17 protein-coding genes are annotated in these 16,769 nt (G+C 30.6%); 10 read left to right on the top strand and 7 right to left on the bottom strand.

The window, feature by feature from the left end; genetic code table 11:
* Positions 1 to 116: 116 nt before the first annotated feature.
* From rpsB to ACFQ1U_RS04755, 6 genes are all read left to right on the top strand, one after another.
* Positions 117 to 851, top strand: a complete 735-nt coding sequence (rpsB, locus tag ACFQ1U_RS04780) for a 30S ribosomal protein S2 (protein ID WP_386105876.1) — start codon at positions 117 to 119, stop codon at positions 849 to 851.
* A 79-nt stretch (positions 852 to 930) separates the two neighbouring features.
* Positions 931 to 1,893: a translation elongation factor Ts gene (tsf, locus tag ACFQ1U_RS04775; protein ID WP_386105874.1), complete on the top strand. Its 963-nt coding sequence runs from the start codon at positions 931 to 933 to the stop codon at positions 1,891 to 1,893.
* Between the two features lie 202 nt (positions 1,894 to 2,095).
* Positions 2,096 to 2,806, top strand: a complete 711-nt coding sequence (gene pyrH, locus ACFQ1U_RS04770; protein WP_386105872.1) for a UMP kinase — start codon at positions 2,096 to 2,098, stop codon at positions 2,804 to 2,806.
* Between the two features lie 44 nt (positions 2,807 to 2,850).
* Positions 2,851 to 3,405 carry a ribosome recycling factor gene (frr, locus tag ACFQ1U_RS04765; protein ID WP_386105870.1) on the top strand — a complete coding sequence of 185 codons (555 nt, stop codon included), beginning with the start codon at positions 2,851 to 2,853 and terminating at the stop codon, positions 3,403 to 3,405.
* Positions 3,406 to 3,506: 101 nt separating this feature from the next.
* Positions 3,507 to 5,870 carry an efflux RND transporter permease subunit gene (locus tag ACFQ1U_RS04760; protein ID WP_386105868.1) on the top strand — a complete coding sequence of 788 codons (2,364 nt, stop codon included), beginning with the start codon at positions 3,507 to 3,509 and terminating at the stop codon, positions 5,868 to 5,870.
* A gap of 230 nt (positions 5,871 to 6,100) precedes the next feature.
* Complete coding sequence (locus ACFQ1U_RS04755; RefSeq protein ID WP_386105866.1) at positions 6,101 to 6,832, top strand: LuxR C-terminal-related transcriptional regulator; 732 nt, start codon at positions 6,101 to 6,103, stop codon at positions 6,830 to 6,832.
* 2 nt (positions 6,833 to 6,834) lie between these two features.
* Here the strand turns inward: ACFQ1U_RS04755 and ACFQ1U_RS04750 are convergent, their stop codons facing one another.
* On the bottom strand, positions 6,835 to 7,890 hold the full coding sequence (locus ACFQ1U_RS04750; protein ID WP_386105864.1) for a hypothetical protein: 1,056 nt from the start codon (positions 7,888 to 7,890) through the stop codon (positions 6,835 to 6,837).
* A 107-nt stretch (positions 7,891 to 7,997) separates the two neighbouring features.
* Between ACFQ1U_RS04750 and asnS the strand changes: the two genes are divergently transcribed.
* The 3 genes from asnS (at position 7,998) to ACFQ1U_RS04735 (ending at position 11,619) form a co-directional block, all read left to right on the top strand.
* Entirely contained in the window at positions 7,998 to 9,431 is a 1,434-nt protein-coding gene (gene asnS, locus ACFQ1U_RS04745) for an asparagine--tRNA ligase (RefSeq protein WP_386105862.1), read from the top strand.
* 123 nt (positions 9,432 to 9,554) lie between these two features.
* Positions 9,555 to 11,018 (top strand): RNA polymerase factor sigma-54, encoded by a 1,464-nt coding sequence (rpoN, locus tag ACFQ1U_RS04740; RefSeq protein ID WP_386105860.1) that lies wholly within the window; start codon positions 9,555 to 9,557, stop codon positions 11,016 to 11,018.
* Between the two features lies 1 nt (position 11,019).
* Entirely contained in the window at positions 11,020 to 11,619 is a 600-nt protein-coding gene (locus ACFQ1U_RS04735) for a phosphatase PAP2 family protein (protein WP_386105858.1), read from the top strand.
* Here the strand turns inward: ACFQ1U_RS04735 and ACFQ1U_RS04730 are convergent.
* The 6 genes from ACFQ1U_RS04730 to ACFQ1U_RS04705 all read right to left on the bottom strand — a co-directional run bounded on the left by ACFQ1U_RS04730 (position 11,614) and on the right by ACFQ1U_RS04705 (position 15,953).
* On the bottom strand, positions 11,614 to 12,276 hold the full coding sequence (locus tag ACFQ1U_RS04730) for a porin family protein (RefSeq protein WP_386105856.1): 663 nt from the start codon (positions 12,274 to 12,276) through the stop codon (positions 11,614 to 11,616). The two genes, ACFQ1U_RS04735 and ACFQ1U_RS04730, sit on opposite strands and share 6 nt — an antisense overlap.
* A gap of 83 nt (positions 12,277 to 12,359) precedes the next feature.
* Positions 12,360 to 12,833, bottom strand: a complete 474-nt coding sequence (locus ACFQ1U_RS04725; RefSeq protein WP_386105854.1) for an ExbD/TolR family protein — start codon at positions 12,831 to 12,833, stop codon at positions 12,360 to 12,362.
* 21 nt (positions 12,834 to 12,854) lie between these two features.
* Positions 12,855 to 13,487, bottom strand: coding sequence for an ExbD/TolR family protein (locus ACFQ1U_RS04720; RefSeq protein WP_386105852.1), 633 nt, complete (start codon positions 13,485 to 13,487; stop codon positions 12,855 to 12,857).
* A gap of 6 nt (positions 13,488 to 13,493) precedes the next feature.
* On the bottom strand, positions 13,494 to 13,931 hold the full coding sequence (locus ACFQ1U_RS04715; protein WP_386105850.1) for a hypothetical protein: 438 nt from the start codon (positions 13,929 to 13,931) through the stop codon (positions 13,494 to 13,496).
* A gap of 9 nt (positions 13,932 to 13,940) precedes the next feature.
* Complete coding sequence (locus tag ACFQ1U_RS04710; protein ID WP_386105848.1) at positions 13,941 to 14,660, bottom strand: MotA/TolQ/ExbB proton channel family protein; 720 nt, start codon at positions 14,658 to 14,660, stop codon at positions 13,941 to 13,943.
* Positions 14,661 to 14,918: 258 nt separating this feature from the next.
* Positions 14,919 to 15,953 (bottom strand): asparaginase, encoded by a 1,035-nt coding sequence (locus tag ACFQ1U_RS04705; RefSeq protein ID WP_386105846.1) that lies wholly within the window; start codon positions 15,951 to 15,953, stop codon positions 14,919 to 14,921.
* Between the two features lie 93 nt (positions 15,954 to 16,046).
* Here ACFQ1U_RS04705 and ACFQ1U_RS04700 point away from each other — a divergent pair, with 93 nt between their 5' ends.
* On the top strand, positions 16,047 to 16,745 hold the full coding sequence (locus tag ACFQ1U_RS04700; protein ID WP_386105844.1) for a zinc metallopeptidase: 699 nt from the start codon (positions 16,047 to 16,049) through the stop codon (positions 16,743 to 16,745).
* Positions 16,746 to 16,769: the final 24 nt, after the last annotated feature.

Genomic DNA, 16,769 nt, shown 5'->3' with positions numbered 1-16,769 from the left:
ATTAGAACTGTTATTTATAAGAGTATATTATTTATTAACAGTTTAGTATCTAAATATTTCAGACTTAATAACTACTGAAATATTGCGAAAACAGAACGTAAACACATTTTTTAAAAATGGCAAACATTCAAGAATTATTAGAAAGTGGAGTACACTTTGGTCACTTAACAAGAAAGTGGAATCCAAACATGGCTCCATACATTTACACAGAGCGTAACGGTGTTCATATTATTGACCTTTACAAAACATCTGCTAAAATTGATGAAGCTACTGCAGCTTTACAAAAAATAGCTAACTCTGGACGTAAAATTTTATTTGTAGCTACAAAAAAGCAAGCTAAAGATATCGTTGCTGAAAAAGCAAAATCAGTAAACATGCCTTACATTACTGAAAGATGGCCAGGTGGTATGTTAACTAACTTCGTTACTATTCGTAAAGCTGTAAAGAAAATGGCTTCTATTGATAGAATGAAGACTGATGGTTCTTTCGATGCTTTATCTAAGAGAGAAAAATTACAAATTAACCGTCAACGTGAAAAGTTAGAGAAAAACTTAGGTTCTATTTCTGACATGACTCGTTTACCAGGTGCATTATTTGTAATTGATGTTAAGAAAGAGCACATTGCTGTAGCTGAAGCTCAAAAATTAAACATTCCAATCTTTGCAATGGTTGACACGAACTCTGATCCAAGACCAATCGATTTCGTAATTCCTGCAAACGATGATGCTTCTAAGTCTATCGACAAAGTTTTATCTTACGTTACTGACTCTATCGCTGAAGGTTTAGCTGATAGAAAAGCAGACAAAGAAAAAGCTAAAGCTGAAAAAGAAACTCCAGCTAAAGAAGCTTAATAATTATAATTTAAAGGTTTCATTACATTGAAACCTTTATTTTGTTTTAAATTTAATCAAAACCTAAAACATATTTAAAATGGCAATAAGTGCTGCAGACGTTAAAAAATTAAGAGAAACTACAGGTGCAGGAATGATGGACTGTAAAAACGCTTTAGTTGAAGCAGAGGGTAACTTTGATCAAGCTATTGAGATTTTACGTAAAAAAGGTCAAAAAATTGCTGCTAAAAGAGCAGATCGTGATTCATCTGAAGGTGTAGCAATTACTAAAGTAGCTGAAGATAACACTTATGGTGTTGCTATCGTATTAGCTTGTGAAACTGATTTCGTAGCTAAAAACGATTCTTATAAAGAATTAGCTCAACAATTTGTAGATATTGCTTTTAACTATAAAACTAAAGAAGAGTTCTTAGCTGCTGATTTTGGTGGTGTAACTGTTGCTGAAAAATTAGTTGAGCAAACTGGTGTAATTGGAGAAAAAATTGATATTTCTGCATTTGAAAGAATCGAAGCTCCTTACGTTGGTGCTTATACTCACGTTGGTAAAATTGCTGCTTTAGTAGGATTAACTAAAGCTGTAGACAATGCTGATGTATTAACTAAAGACTTAGCAATGCAAGCTGCATCTATGGGTGCTACTTCATTATCTTATAAAGATTTTGATCCTGCATACGTAGCTAGCGAAACTGAAGCTAGAATTGCTGCAATTGTAAAAGACAACGAAGAATTAAGTCGTTTAGGTAAAACTTTAAAGAACGTACCTCAATACGTATCTAGATTACAATTAACTGATGAAGTTTTAGCGCAAGCTGAAGCAGATGCTAAAGAAGCATTAAAAGCTGAAGGTAAACCAGAAAAAATTTGGGATAAAATTTTACCAGGTAAAATTGAAAGATACATCTCTGACAACACTACTTTAGATCAAGAGCAGTGTTTATTAGATCAAAAATTCATCAAAGATGAGAAGAAAACTGTTGCAGAACACGTTGCTTCTTTTGGTGATGTTGAAGTTAAAAACTTCGTAAGAGTTACTTTAGGGTAATTATTACTTATTATAAAAAAAGACCTCGCTTATTCAGCGAGGTTTTTTTTTGATCAAACTTGAATGTATTAAATTGGTTTACTTTTTAATAAATTGACAATAATTATTTGATTGTAAAACATGATAGAAAAAGCAATCCTCTTTTTATATCACTTTTTTTGTAACATATACTTTGTATATTTGCAAAACTTTCAACTGAAAAATGCAATACAAAAGAATACTTTTAAAATTAAGCGGTGAAGCGCTTATGGGAGAACGCCAATATGGTATAGACCCTAAAAGACTTAAAGAATATGCTCAAGAAATTAAGCATGTGATTGAAAAAGGTGTAGAAGTAGCCATTGTTATAGGGGGTGGAAACATTTTTAGGGGTGTAGCTGGAGCTGCTAATGGTATGGATCGTGTTCAAGGAGATCATATGGGAATGTTAGCAACTTGTATTAACGGTTTAGCGTTACAAAGTGCATTAGAAGATGAAGGTGTACACACACGTTTACAAACGGCTTTAGAAATTAAAGAAGTTGCAGAGCCTTATATTAAAAGAAAAGCTATTCGTCACCTAGAAAAAGGTAGAGTAGTAATTTTTGGAGCAGGTACTGGTAACCCTTACTTTACTACTGATACTGCAGCTGTGTTAAGAGCTATAGAAATAGATGCAGATGCCATATTAAAAGGAACTCGTGTTGACGGTATTTACAATGCAGATCCTGAGAAAAATAAAGATGCTATTAAATTTGAAACAATTACTTTTAAAGATGTAATTGAAAAAGGTTTAAAAGTAATGGACATGACTGCTTTTACTTTAAGCGAAGAAAATAAACTACCAATTATTGTTTTTGACATGAATACTAAAGGAAATCTAATTAAGTTAATTTCTGGTGAACAAATTGGAACAATAGTTGATAATAAATAAAAAATCTATAGTATTTTTATAGAGTATATTAAACTTAAGATACGATGAACGAAGAAATCGATTTTATTTTAGATAGCGCCAAAGAAGCAATGAACAATGCTATTTCGCACTTAGAAAAAGAGCTAATAGGAATTAGAGCTGGAAAAGCATCTCCAGCCATGCTTTCTACAATTAATGTAGATTATTACGGCTCACAAACACCATTAGGTCAGGTAGCAAATGTGAACACTCCAGACGCAAGAACTATTTCTATACAACCATGGGAAAAAAACATGTTACAAGAAATAGAAAAAGCTATTATGTTAGCAAATATTGGTTTTAACCCTATGAATAATGGTGAAAACATTATCATTAATGTACCACCTTTAACAGAAGAGCGTCGTAAAGAATTAGCTAAACAAGCAAAAGCGGAAGCAGAACATGCCAAAGTTGGTATTAGAAACGCCCGTAAAGAAGCTAATAACGATATTAAAAAAACAGATGTTTCTGATGATATGAAAAAAAATGCAGAGGCAGACATCCAAGATTTAACAGACAAATTCGTTAAGATTATTGACGAAAAATACACTGTTAAAGAAAAAGAAATTATGACAGTATAATTTATATTTTTTATAAAATTATCAAAAAGAGTGTTTGAAACACTCTTTTTTTTGCACAATATCTACCATAATATACCTACCTTTGCAAAAATTTTTTTTAAATGACTTTTTGGACTAAAATTGCCGGATTTATTCTTAGAAATCGTTATCTCGTACTTTTTGTAATTGCTTTAATTACAGCTTTTTTAGTCAGCCAAATGAAATATATGCGCTTCTCTTATACAGAAGCTAATTTATTACCGCAAGATCATGAGGCTAACTTACAATATGATAAATTTTTAGAAATTTTTGGTGAAGAAGGTAATTTGGTCATTCTTGGTGTAAAAGACAGTACCATTTTTACCCCTAAAAAGTTTAATGCTTGGAACAAACTAGTTAAAGATTTTGACAGTTTATCTCAAGTAGATTTCACGGTTTCTGTTTCTAATGTAAAACAGCTAAAAGCAGACAGAAAAAAACGCAAGTTTGTTGTAGAACCTCTTTTTAATAAAGATCCTCAAACCAAGGAAGAAATTGCTGAAATAAAAGATTTACTTTTTAATAAACTACCTTTTTACAATAACTTACTATACAATGATGCTGGTACTTTACAAACAGCTATTTACATTAATAAAGATATCGTTAATACCATTGAAAGAAGAGATTTTATTGTAAATCATTTAATTCCATCAGTAGAAAAATTTGAGAAAGAAAACAACTTACATGTTCGTATTTCGGGGATGCCTTACATACGTACGGTTAATTCTCAGAATATTATTGATGAAATGGGAATATTTGTTTTTGGCGCATTACTAATTACAGCTATTATTTTCTTTTTCTTTTTTAGATCATTTAGAGCTACATTCATCACTCTACTAGTTGTAGGTATTGGAGTGGTTTGGGCTTTTGGTTTTATTGGTTTATTTAGGTATGAAATTACCGTTTTATCTGCATTAATCCCTCCATTGATTATAGTTATTGGTGTACCAAATGCTGTCTTTTTAATTAATAAATATCAGCAAGAGATAAAAAAACACGGTAACCAAGCAAAGTCATTACAAAGAGTTATCTCTAAAATTGGAAATGCTACCTTAATGACAAACATTACTACCGCTTCAGGTTTTGCTACGTTTGTGTTTGTAAAAAGTCAATTACTTAGAGAATTTGGAATATTAGCTTCTGTAAATATCATTAGTATTTTCATTTTAGCCTTATTAATTATTCCAATTATTTATAGCTTCATGGCGCTTCCAGAGAAAAAGCATTTAAATCATCTTGAGAAAAAATGGATGAGTAATGTAGTTAGTTGGATGGAAAAAATGGTAAAAAAACAACGTATTTACATATATATCACTACGGTAATAGTAATTATATTAAGTATGATTGGGCTTTTCCAAATTAGAGTTTCAGGAAGTTTAATTGAGGATATGCCAAAAAGTATGGACTTTTACAAAGACATCAAGTTTTTTGAAAAAGAGTTTGGTGGCATAATGCCTTTAGAGATTTTAATAGATACTAAAAAAGAAAAAGGGGTTATGAAGCTTTCTACTTTAAAAAAGATGGAAAAGCTTATTGAGACCATAGAAACATTTCCAGAGCTATCTAAACCAATATCCGTAACCAACTTAGTAAAATACTCAAAGCAGGCTTATTACAAAGGAAACCCTAAATATTATCAATTACCTACAAGTCAAGAGAAAGGGTACATTTTTGCTTATACTAAAAACTCAAATAGTAATGCTGGTATGCTTAATAATTTTGTTGACAGTACCGGAAGATATGCAAGAATCACAACCTTTATGAAAGATATTGGTACCGATAAAATGGATATTATTCAAGATAGGCTTCAAGCGGTAATCAATAAACAGTTTCCTGGAGACAGATATGAAGTTTCAATGACAGGAAAAGCATTAGTGTTTTTAAAAGGAACCAATTATTTAATTAAAAACTTAGTAATATCATTATCATTAGCCATTGTATTAATATCAATTTTTATGGCTTGGATGTTCCGTTCACCACAAATGATATTAATATCGTTAATACCTAACATGTTACCATTATTAATAACAGCAGGTTTAATGGGCTTTTTTGATATTCCTATCAAACCATCTACTATTTTAGTATTTAGTATTGCTTTTGGTATTTCTGTTGATGATACAATACACTTTTTAGCAAAATATCGCCAAGAGTTATTAGCCAATAACTGGAAAATTAAACCCGCAGTATACTCTGCACTTAGAGAAACTGGTGTTAGTATGTTTTATACATCCATCGTACTGTTTTTTGGTTTCTTAGTATTTACTATTTCTAATTTTGGTGGAACTATTGCTTTGGGAGGTTTAGTATCAGTAACGTTATTACTAGCTATGGTCTCAAACTTACTGTTATTACCATCGCTACTCTTATCTTTTGAAAGAAAAATAGCCAATCAAAGGGTATTAAAAGAAACAAACTTCAAGATTTTACCTCCAAAAGAAGACAAATAAAAAAGATAAAAACCGGTGGTGTTTACAAACATCACCGGTCTTTTAATCAACAATCAAATAGTAGTTAGCAATTGATTTGCAAAATTAATAGTTAATTTTTCATAGAATTTTCCCGAAAGCATAGCAATTATTAATTGAAATATTTAGAATATTTCTTACTTTCGATGTCAAAAATATACTGAATTCCTAAACAAGTCAACTGCGTCTTTCCGCAGGTTTTAAAAATTTATATGAAAAATAACGAATACGGTGAATATTCTAGATCATTAGTAAGAGATATTCCTGCTGATGTTAACAGTGACATCTACAAACATTACGACTCTATTATACCTAGCTTTGAAGGTGAAGCGGTGTATGTATATTCTTTTAAGGAAAATAAAATGTTGTTTGCAAAAGGTTGGCAAGACGTTTTAGGGTATGCTAATGATGAAATTACCCTTTTTAAAATCATCACCAGTTCATCTAAAAGACACATGGCCTTTTCTAGCGAACTGAATGACAAAGGATTAAAATTTGTGCAATCTAGAAAAAAAGATCATGAAAAATATAGCTTTACACTTGAGGTAGAAAAAATTCATAAAGATGGTTTTATTGTTCCATTATTATCAAGAGTCGGTATTTTTAAAGCAACAAATGGAATCATTGAAGAGATTATTGGAAAGTCTCAAGTGGTACCTTCATTAAAATTTGGTGAAGTAATGCAATATGGTGCCTATGGGCCAGATAGAGATGAATTTGAAGAAACCTTAAGTAAAGAACTTTTTCATCATTTTGCTATTTCAAGTAAGGAAAAAGAAGCACTAAGTATGGCTGCCAAAGGTTATGCATTTAAGGAAATTGCTGACCAATTAAAGGTTAGTCAATCTGCTATTGAAAAACGAATTATTCCTTTATACAAAAGATTTCAAGTAAAAAGCTTGCCTCACTTAATAAGCTTTGCTTATAAGAACCACATTCTATAAAATTAAATTAGGTTAATCATCCTGATTTTGTCAGGATGTACACCTATATTTACTAACATTTGTACCCAATCATTTTTATCATAATCGGTAGTTTTACAATTTCCTAGAACCCATATAATATTTTTTTTGGCAATTGTTGTTATACTTTCATTTTCTGGATTTCCAGATTGTGTAGGGTCTAAAAATCGTAAAAATCTATCTGGACAAATCAATTCTTCTTGAATTGGGCTTCCTGGATTTACATCATCAATTATCAAATAATCTGCCTGTTTCCAAGTCCAAATTTTCCAATCACTCAATAAGGCATTGTCTTCTATAAAGAAATAGGTATATAATTTAGTAGCGCTACTGTAAAAACAACGATGTTTTTTAATAGATAATTCATTTAACAAACCTACTCCTAAACTTGTTTTTCCACTTAATTGAGATCCAAAAATCAGTAAATGTTCACCTTCATTCTCATCTGCTAAATAATTTCGAACTATTTTTCGGTTGGTAGTCGTAATAAAATTATTCCATTGACTTAATCTAAATTGAAAAGGGTAATTAGCATATTGTTGATACATTTTTACTAAAAACCAATATCTAGAAGCTACGGTTAAATAAACTAATAAGGCAATTAATATTATTATTGATGTATTACTTCCTTCTTTTAATAAGGCAAAACTAAAAGCACCAACTGCAAAAAAACACATATCTGTAAAAGTATCGAAAGCAATATTTTTCCAACTAGGTTTAAAAACATACTTTCTTCCTACTGGTATATAAATATTTTTATACTTAGAAATCCTATTAATTAATAATGGTCCTAAAAAGTTATACAATTCAAAAACAAGCCAAAATGTAGTGACAATACAGGCCACATATAAAGGTTTTTTTAAATATGAGTTTTGAGGTAAAAAAACAAAAAGTAAAAAAGATGGCATGAAACCTAGTGCAATGTGTCCAAATTGATTGGCCATCCAAGCATAAGTTAGCGTCACTCCTCTATAGGAATCTTTTCCAATTAAATCTGCTTTTAATTGATTAAAAACTTCTTTATATGTAATAAAAGCCATAATAGTAGTTTGGTAGCAACAAAAGTAAAAATAAAAACTAATGATAAATGCAAGTTAATTGTTCATTTATATCTAAAAAATTATCTTTGTGCTTCAATTTTTAAACAATGAAGAGAAGTAGCGTAAAAGAATTATTACAATCTGATAAATTTTTACAAGAAGTAAGTGTTAACGGATGGGTAAGAACTTTTAGAAGTAACCGTTTTATTGCATTAAATGACGGTTCTACCATTCATAACATTCAATGTGTGGTTGATTTTGAGAATACAGAGGAAGCTTTATTAAAAAGGATTACCACTGGTGCGGCAGTTGCTATTAAAGGAACCTTAGCTGAAAGTCAAGGAAAAGGGCAGTCTGTTGAAATTCAAGTAACCGATTTGGAGATATTAGGAGACTCTAACCCAGAAGAATACCCTATTCAACCCAAAAAACATAGCTTCGAGTTTTTACGTGAAAATGCACATTTACGTGTAAGAACCAATACATTTGGTGCCGTAATGCGTGTTCGTTCTGCTTTATCATTTGCTGTCCACCAATATTTTCAACAAAATGGTTTTTACTACGTAAACACTCCTATAATTACTGGTTCAGATGCTGAAGGTGCAGGAGAAATGTTTAGAGTAACCAATTTTGAGGCTAACAAAGCTCCTTTAAATGAAGAAGGAGAAATTGATTACTCACAAGATTTTTTTGGTAAACAAACCAACTTAACGGTATCTGGTCAATTAGAAGCAGAAACTTTTGCTATGGGACTAGGTAAAGTATATACATTTGGACCAACTTTTAGAGCGGAAAACTCAAATACTACGCGTCATTTGGCTGAGTTTTGGATGATTGAACCAGAGGTTGCATTTAACGACTTAGATGCAAATATGGATTTATCAGAAGATTTTATAAAATATGTTTTACAGTATGTTTTAGACAATTGTAAAGATGACTTAGAGTTCTTAGATAGTCGTTTAGCGCAAGAAGAAAAGAAAAAACCACAAGCAGAACGAAGTGAAATGGGCTTGTTAGAACGTTTGAACTTTGTAGTTGAAAATAATTTTAAACGTGTTTCTTATACAGAAGCTATTGAAATTTTAAGAAACTGTAAACCTAATAAAAAGAAAAAATTCCAGTATTTAATTGATGAATGGGGAGCAGACTTACAATCTGAGCACGAACGTTATTTAGTAGAAAAGCATTTTAAATGTCCAGTAATTTTATTTGATTACCCAGCAAGTATTAAAGCATTCTACATGCGTTTAAATGAAGATGGCAAAACTGTAAGAGCCATGGATGTTTTATTCCCTGGAATTGGAGAAATGGTTGGAGGATCTCAACGTGAAGAACGTTTAGATGTTTTAAAAGAAAAAATGGAAGCCTTAGGTATTGAAGAAGAAGAATTATGGTGGTATTTAGATACTCGTAAATTTGGAACAGCAGTTCACTCTGGTTTTGGTTTAGGTTTTGAACGTTTAGTTTTATTCACTACAGGAATGGGTAATATTAGAGACGTAATCCCTTTCCCAAGAACCCCACAAAATGCAGAATTTTAAAATTCATACATATTAAAATACAAATCGTCATTCTTTGTAGAGTGGCGATTTATTTTTTTAAGCTATTATCACTATTTTTGTTTACATTCATTAAATTGTACTATCTATTTATAGTTAACATATATGCTAAAACAAAGCTTACATCAAAAATTACTTCAAAAATTATCTCCTCAACAAATTCAGTTGATGAAGTTAATTCAATTACCTACGCAAGCTTTTGAAGAACGATTAAAGCAAGAAATTGAAGAAAATCCAGCATTAGATACTGGCAAAGAAGAAAGTGATAATTTTGAAGATACTTTGACAAATGATACCGATTACGATGATAGCGGAAATGAAAAAATTGACGCTGAAGATATCAATATTGATGAGTATTTAAGCGATGATGAATATCCTAGCTATAAAACCCAAAGTAACAATTATGCGGCTGATGATGATGACAAACAAGTTCCATATGCAGCTGGAACTACCTTTCATCAATCTTTACTTAACCAATTAAACACCTTTAGAATTGACGAGGAAGAGAAAGCTATTGCTGAGTTTTTAGTTGGTAGTATTGATGATAGCGGATATATAAGACGTGAAGTGATTGATTTAGTAGACGATTTAGCATTCACTCAAAATATATTCACTACTGAAGATAAAGTAGAAAAAGTATTAAAAAATGTTGTTCAGCAATTAGATCCAACTGGTGTAGGTGCTCGTGATTTAAAAGAGTGTTTAATTATTCAATTAAATGCTAAAAATCATAAAGAAACAACTGAACTTGCTATTACTATTTTAGAAAATGCATTTGATCATTTTGTAAAAAAACATTACAAAAGATTATTAGAAAAATTTGATATATCAGAAGATAAATTAAAAGATGTAATTTCAGAAATCAGTAAACTCAATCCGAAACCTGGGAGTTCATATGCTGGAAACAATAAGATAGTAGAACAAATTGTACCTGATTTTTCTATAAGAATAATTGAAGGTGAATTAGAGTTAACATTAAACGCTAGAAACGCTCCAGAATTACATGTTTCTAAAGAGTATAATAACATGTTAAAAGGTTACCAAGACTCTAAAGAAAAAAGTAAATCACAAAAAGATGCTGTTTTGTTTATCAAGCAAAAATTGGATGCTGCTAAATGGTTTATTGATGCTATAAAACAGCGTCAACAAACCTTACTTATTACCATGAATGCTATTATGCATCATCAAAAAGAGTATTTTTTAACCGGGGATGAACGTAAGCTAAAACCAATGATTTTAAAAGATATTGCTGATGAAATTAACATGGATGTATCTACAGTTTCTAGAGTTGCAAATAGTAAATACGTATCAACACCTTATGGAACTAAATTAATTAAAGAGTTCTTCTCAGAATCTATGAAAAATGATCAAGGAGAGGATGTATCTACAAGAGAGATTAAAAAGATTTTAGAAACAGTGGTTAGTGAAGAAGATAAAAGAAAACCATTAACAGACGAAAAGTTATCTAAAATATTGAAAGAAAAAGGATATCCTATTGCAAGAAGAACTGTTGCTAAATACAGAGAGCAATTAGATATTCCAGTTGCACGATTAAGAAAAGAAATATAATTTGCGTTGGGATAAATTCATATCATCTATATTACATCCTGTAGTTATGCCTACTGTGGGTGTTTTACTATATTACTTTTTAGTACCTTATAATTTTGAAACGAGTAAATTATACACGTTACTTGGTATTATTTTTATAACCACATACATACTACCTATTTTATTATTGATTGTTTTAAAATCATTAGGACAAATTAATTCATTCGAAGTATTTTCGATAAAAGAAAGAAAGATTCCTTTGTTTTTTATGGTATCATTATTTCTTTTGTTAGGTAATTTTTTCTACAAAATAGGATATTTTAGAGACCTTAGCTATTTGTTTCTTGGAATAGTAATGGCTTTAATTATAGTATTTATAATATTTCTTTTAAATTTTAAAACAAGTCTACATTTATTATCTATTGGAAGTGCTGTTGGTTTCTTTTTAATGTTTCAGATACAATATCAAATAAATATTTGGCCTGTAATTTACATTTTAATTGTACTTTCAGGCGTTTTAGGAGCTTCTAGGTTAAGTTTAAAGGCTCACACCTTAAATGAGGTTTGTGCTGGCTTTATATTGGGTATTATAAGCCAAATAGCTATAAATTATATTCTATAATAAGAAGAAAGAAATACCAAACTTGGTAATTTTAGTGTTTACATGTACTCCATCAATATTTACATCTTTAAACATAGTTTGTAAACCGTAATACACAAAAAAGTTAAAAGCACCATAACCTGCATTTAATTCTAATCCATATTGAAAATTATTGTAAGCATTAATGTTTTTAAATTCATATTTAACATCATTAAGTTCATAAGAAAAACTATTTCGAAGGTTATAACTCAAACGAACTCCTGTATAAATTCTCCAAAACGAATACGTAACTGCATCAGAAGTTCTCCATCTAAATTGAATAGGAAACTCAATATTATGTAAATAAATTTTGTTAGCTGTAACTCCAGTATTATAAGTTACTTCATTAGTATTAACAACTTGTAAACTATGCGTAAAAACATCATAGTTATACCCTACTCCAATTCCCATAGCAAAATTACCCGATTTATTAAAAGGAATATCTCTAACGTATCCAGCTGATAAACCATAAGAAAAACCTCTATTCTCTTCGCCAAAAGGTCGATCTAATAACACATTATAGGTAATATTTGCATATAATTGATCTTCCAAATAACGATCTCCAATGCGTAACGAATCAATTTGAGCAGAAACATTAGCGATAAAAATGAAGCAAATAAAAATGAATAGTTTTTGCATTTGATATATGAATTAACTCAAAAATACATAAATAAAAAAGAGCAACCATAATGATTGCTCTTCTTTACTATTATTAAAAATAATTACTTTTTAATGCTACTTCCCTTTTGAGTAGATAAACTTAATTTAAGAGCATTAACTTCTCTTAATTTTAATCTAATATCAGTTAAAGTACCAACATTCGATTCTTTATCTGCTTTGATAGAAGTTGTCATAAAAGGAATATCAGATTCTGATACTTTTTCACGCTCACTCATAATAAATGATGGAACATCATCTGGAGTAGCGATTTTATCATTTAACTGAATTCTATTAAAACTAGCACCATATTTGTCTTTGTCTTTAGCTTTACCAACGTAAATAGTACTTACTAAACTTTTATGCTCTAACTTTTTAACCTCAGTTGCGCTTGGTAAACGTGGGCTATCAATTAATAAGTCAGTTTCTCTCATAGTAGTTGTTACCATGAAGAAGAATAATAACATAAAAACGATGTCTGGTAACGATGCAGTTGATACAGCTGGCAATCCTTTTTTCTTCTTTTTAAACTTAGACATAATTAAATGTTTTAAATGTTATTAATTAGCATCCGTTGGATCTAAATCTGTAATAATTTGAGGATAACTGGTTTTGATATCTTCAACCTTCTTTCTTAGCGCTTCATCTTTACGAGCAGTTTCTTTAAAACGTTCTTCTAACTCTGTAAAAGACATATTGTAACGCTTTTGTGATAATTTATTTCTTAATTCAGTGTAGGCAGCTAATAATTCATCTTGTACAGTTACATAAGTACCATACTCAGTTGCTCTATCACTTTCTACAGAAATAATCGCTTTGTTTGGGTGATCTGATGACTCAGGATTTCTTTCACCACCACAGTAATCACAAGGTTTACCTTCTTCTTGACCGTCTACTGGGTTTCCTACACCTCCACCATTGTCAATAAACTTAACAGCAGCTTCTCTTAAATCTTTAAGATCCATAACCTCTCCATCAACAAATAACTGGTTGTTTTTGTTAATACTTATTTGAAAGATATTTTTCTCTTTAATTTTAGGTGGTGTAATGTTTGGAGGTAATTTTTCAGCTAACTTTTTAGAGATACCTGAATCTACGTCCATAGTTGTTGTTACAAGGAAAAAGATAAGTAGCAAGAAGGCAATATCTGCCATAGAACCTGCATTAATTTCTGGGTTTTCTCTTCTTGCCATAATTTATTATTTTACTAATCCTTTTACTAAATCGAATACAAAGAAAGCACCTGCAATAGCTAATAAAACGATACTAGCCCAAATACCTGCACTTGTTAACTTAGTTACTGCACTGTTAGCAGCAGCAATAACTTTTTGTTCCGCATCAACAACTTCACTTGAATCTGCCATTAGGTATGATACTAATAATACCACAACTAAACCAACAAGACCTAATAATGTTTTCTTTAAAGCATCTGGGTTTTTAAAAACGCCTAATAAAGATGCAATTAAAGCAGCAGCTACTGAAAGCCCAAATAAAACAATTGAGAAGGTAATTAATGGTGAAACGGCAGCAGACAATTCAGCTGCTTGTTCTGTATCTATAGCTACAACTCTTCCGAATAAGATGGCTCCTATTACAGAAATTACAGCTACAAATATGGTTAATACTTTATTACTCATATTGTTTTCTTATTTTTTATACTTAGCTAACAAATCAATTAAAGAGATAGACGCATCTTCCATACTGTTTACGATACTATCTACTTTAGAAATGATATAGTTATAGAAAATTTGTAAGATAATTGCTACGATTAATCCAAATACTGTAGTTAAAAGTGCTTGTTTAATACCACCTGCTACTACTGCTGGAGAAATATCGTTAGCAACTGCGATAGAATCGAATGCAGAAATCATACCAATTACTGTACCCATGAATCCTAACATCGGAGCTAAGGCGATAAATAATGAAATCCAAGAAATGTTTTTCTCTAATAATCCCATTTGTACACCTCCATATCCAACTACTGCTTTTTCAGCTGCGTCTAAACCTTCGTCAGCTCTTTCTAATCCTTGGTAAAAGATAGATGCAACAGGTCCTTTTGTATTTCTACAAACTTCTTTAGCTGCTTCTACACCTCCAGAGCTAAGAGCGTCATCTACACTAGCAACTAATTTTTTAGTGTTAGTTGTAGCCATATTTAAATAGATAATTCTCTCGATTGCAATAGCTAAACCTAAAATTAAGGCAACTAATACAACTCCCATAAATCCTGGATCTCCTTCAATAAAACGTTGCTTTAACTCTTGGTGGAAAGTCTTTTCAGCTCCAGCATCCTGAGCGAAAGTTGATTGAATAGCTCCAAAGAACATAAATCCTGCAATAGTTAGGATATTTACTACTTTTTTCATCTTTGTTATAATTAATTTTAAATAGTTAACGGGTTAAAAATACAAATTTTTTAATTGCAATTCACAAGAAGATATCCCATAAAGGCCTATAAAAATAGAATATTAAAGAAACCTCCCCAGATTACAGACCGCCAAATAACGAAAAATTGTTGGTTTGATAAAAAAAAACTAAAGCTAATTATAGTTTTTTTTTGTTTTTTAAACTTTTAACACTTTTTTACCATCAATTTTAACATATGTGGTTGTTTGTTTTCAAATTTAGGTAGACATTTCACCTCTTAAAGGAGTCTCAAAATAATGTTTAAAGGCTTCATCTGTTAAATTTTCCCCCAACAAATACATCATTTTTACAATGGCTGTTTCTGTAGTAATATCTTTACCATTTATAATACCTATTCGTTGCAAATCTGAACTGGTTTCATATAAACCAAGCAACACACTACCACCTGCGCACTGTGTAACATTTACAATATGAATTCCTTTTTTTATTGTTTGTTCTAGTAAATTTATAAACCATGTTTCTGTAGGAGCATTCCCTGCACCATAGGTTTCTAGAATAACTCCTTTCAAATTTGGGATATTTAGTATGGTTTGCACAACATTTTTTGTTATTCCCGGAAATAATTTAAGTACCACTACATCTTCAATTAGCTTTTTTCTGAAAATAATTTTTTGTCGAGAATCAACCGGTTCATAAAGTAAATGTTTATTAAACGTTAAATGCACACCACTTTCTGCTAAAGGAGGATAATTCATAGATGTAAATGCTTCAAATTGCTCAGCATTAATTTTGGTTGTTCTATTTGCTCGATATAATTTATATTCAAAATATAAACAAACTTCTTTAACCATTGGTTCCTCATCATTTCGTATAGAAGCAATTTGTATGGAAGTAATTAGATTTTCTTTAGCATCTGTTCTTAAATCTCCAATTGGTAGCTGTGAACCTGTAAAAATGACTGGTTTCTGAAGGTTTTCAAACATAAAACTAATTGCTGATGACACATAAGACATCGTATCTGAACCTGTTAATACTACAAAACCATCAAAATCATTATAATTATCGGCTATTATTTGTGCTATTTTAACATAATAGCTTGTATTCATGTTTGATGAATCTATAGGTTCTTCAAAAGAAATTGTTGAAATTTCACAGTTTAATTGTTGTAATTCAGGGATTTTATTTTGAATTTGACTAAAATCAAATGCTCTTAAAGCATTGGTTTTATAGTCTTTTACCATACCAATTGTTCCTCCCGTATATACCAGTAATATTTTTGGTTTATTTGTCATTTTGACAATATTTTTTTGCTGTTTGTTTTTGGAATAATTTATGTTGTAAATTTATCAAACAAAATTGACACAAAACTTAAAACAATAAAGATTATGGGAATTGGTATGGAGTATTATATAATAATTGGAGTTATCTCATTATTTAGCTGGCTTGTTAGCAATACTTTAAAAAGAAAATTTAAAAAGTACTCTAAAGTACATTTACGAAACGGTATGAGTGGTGCCGAAATTGCAGAAAAAATGCTGGCAGATAATGGTATTTATGATGTTAAAGTAATATCTACTCCAGGTATGTTAACTGATCATTATAACCCACAAAGCAAAACTGTAAATTTAAGTGAAGGGGTTTACAACAAAAGAAATGCTGCTGCTGCAGCAGTTGCAGCTCATGAAGTAGGACATGCTGTTCAACATGCACAAGCTTACAAATGGTTAGAGATGAGATCGAACTTAGTGCCAATGGTAAATATATCATCTAAATTTTCTCAATTTTTAATTATAGGTGGTTTAGTGTTAGGAGCTGCTTCTAGCATGGGATTTTGGGTATTAGCCGCTGGAGTTGCTTTAATGGCAATAGCAACTTTATTTAGCTTTATTACGCTTCCTGTTGAATATGACGCTAGTAACAGAGCACTTGCTTGGTTAGAAAACAAACATATTGTAACCAGAGAAGAGTTAGCCGGTTCAAAAGATGCTTTAAAATGGGCCGCAAGAACTTATTTAGTTGCTGCTTTAGGTTCTTTAGCAATGTTAGCTTATTGGGTTTTACGTTTAATGGCTAGTAGAGACTAATTATAAGAAACAAAAAACAAAAAA

The organism is Tenacibaculum geojense, assembly GCF_042676005.1.
Taxonomy (GTDB): domain Bacteria; phylum Bacteroidota; class Bacteroidia; order Flavobacteriales; family Flavobacteriaceae; genus Polaribacter; species Polaribacter geojense.
This window is presented reverse-complemented; position numbering and strand designations above follow the sequence as displayed.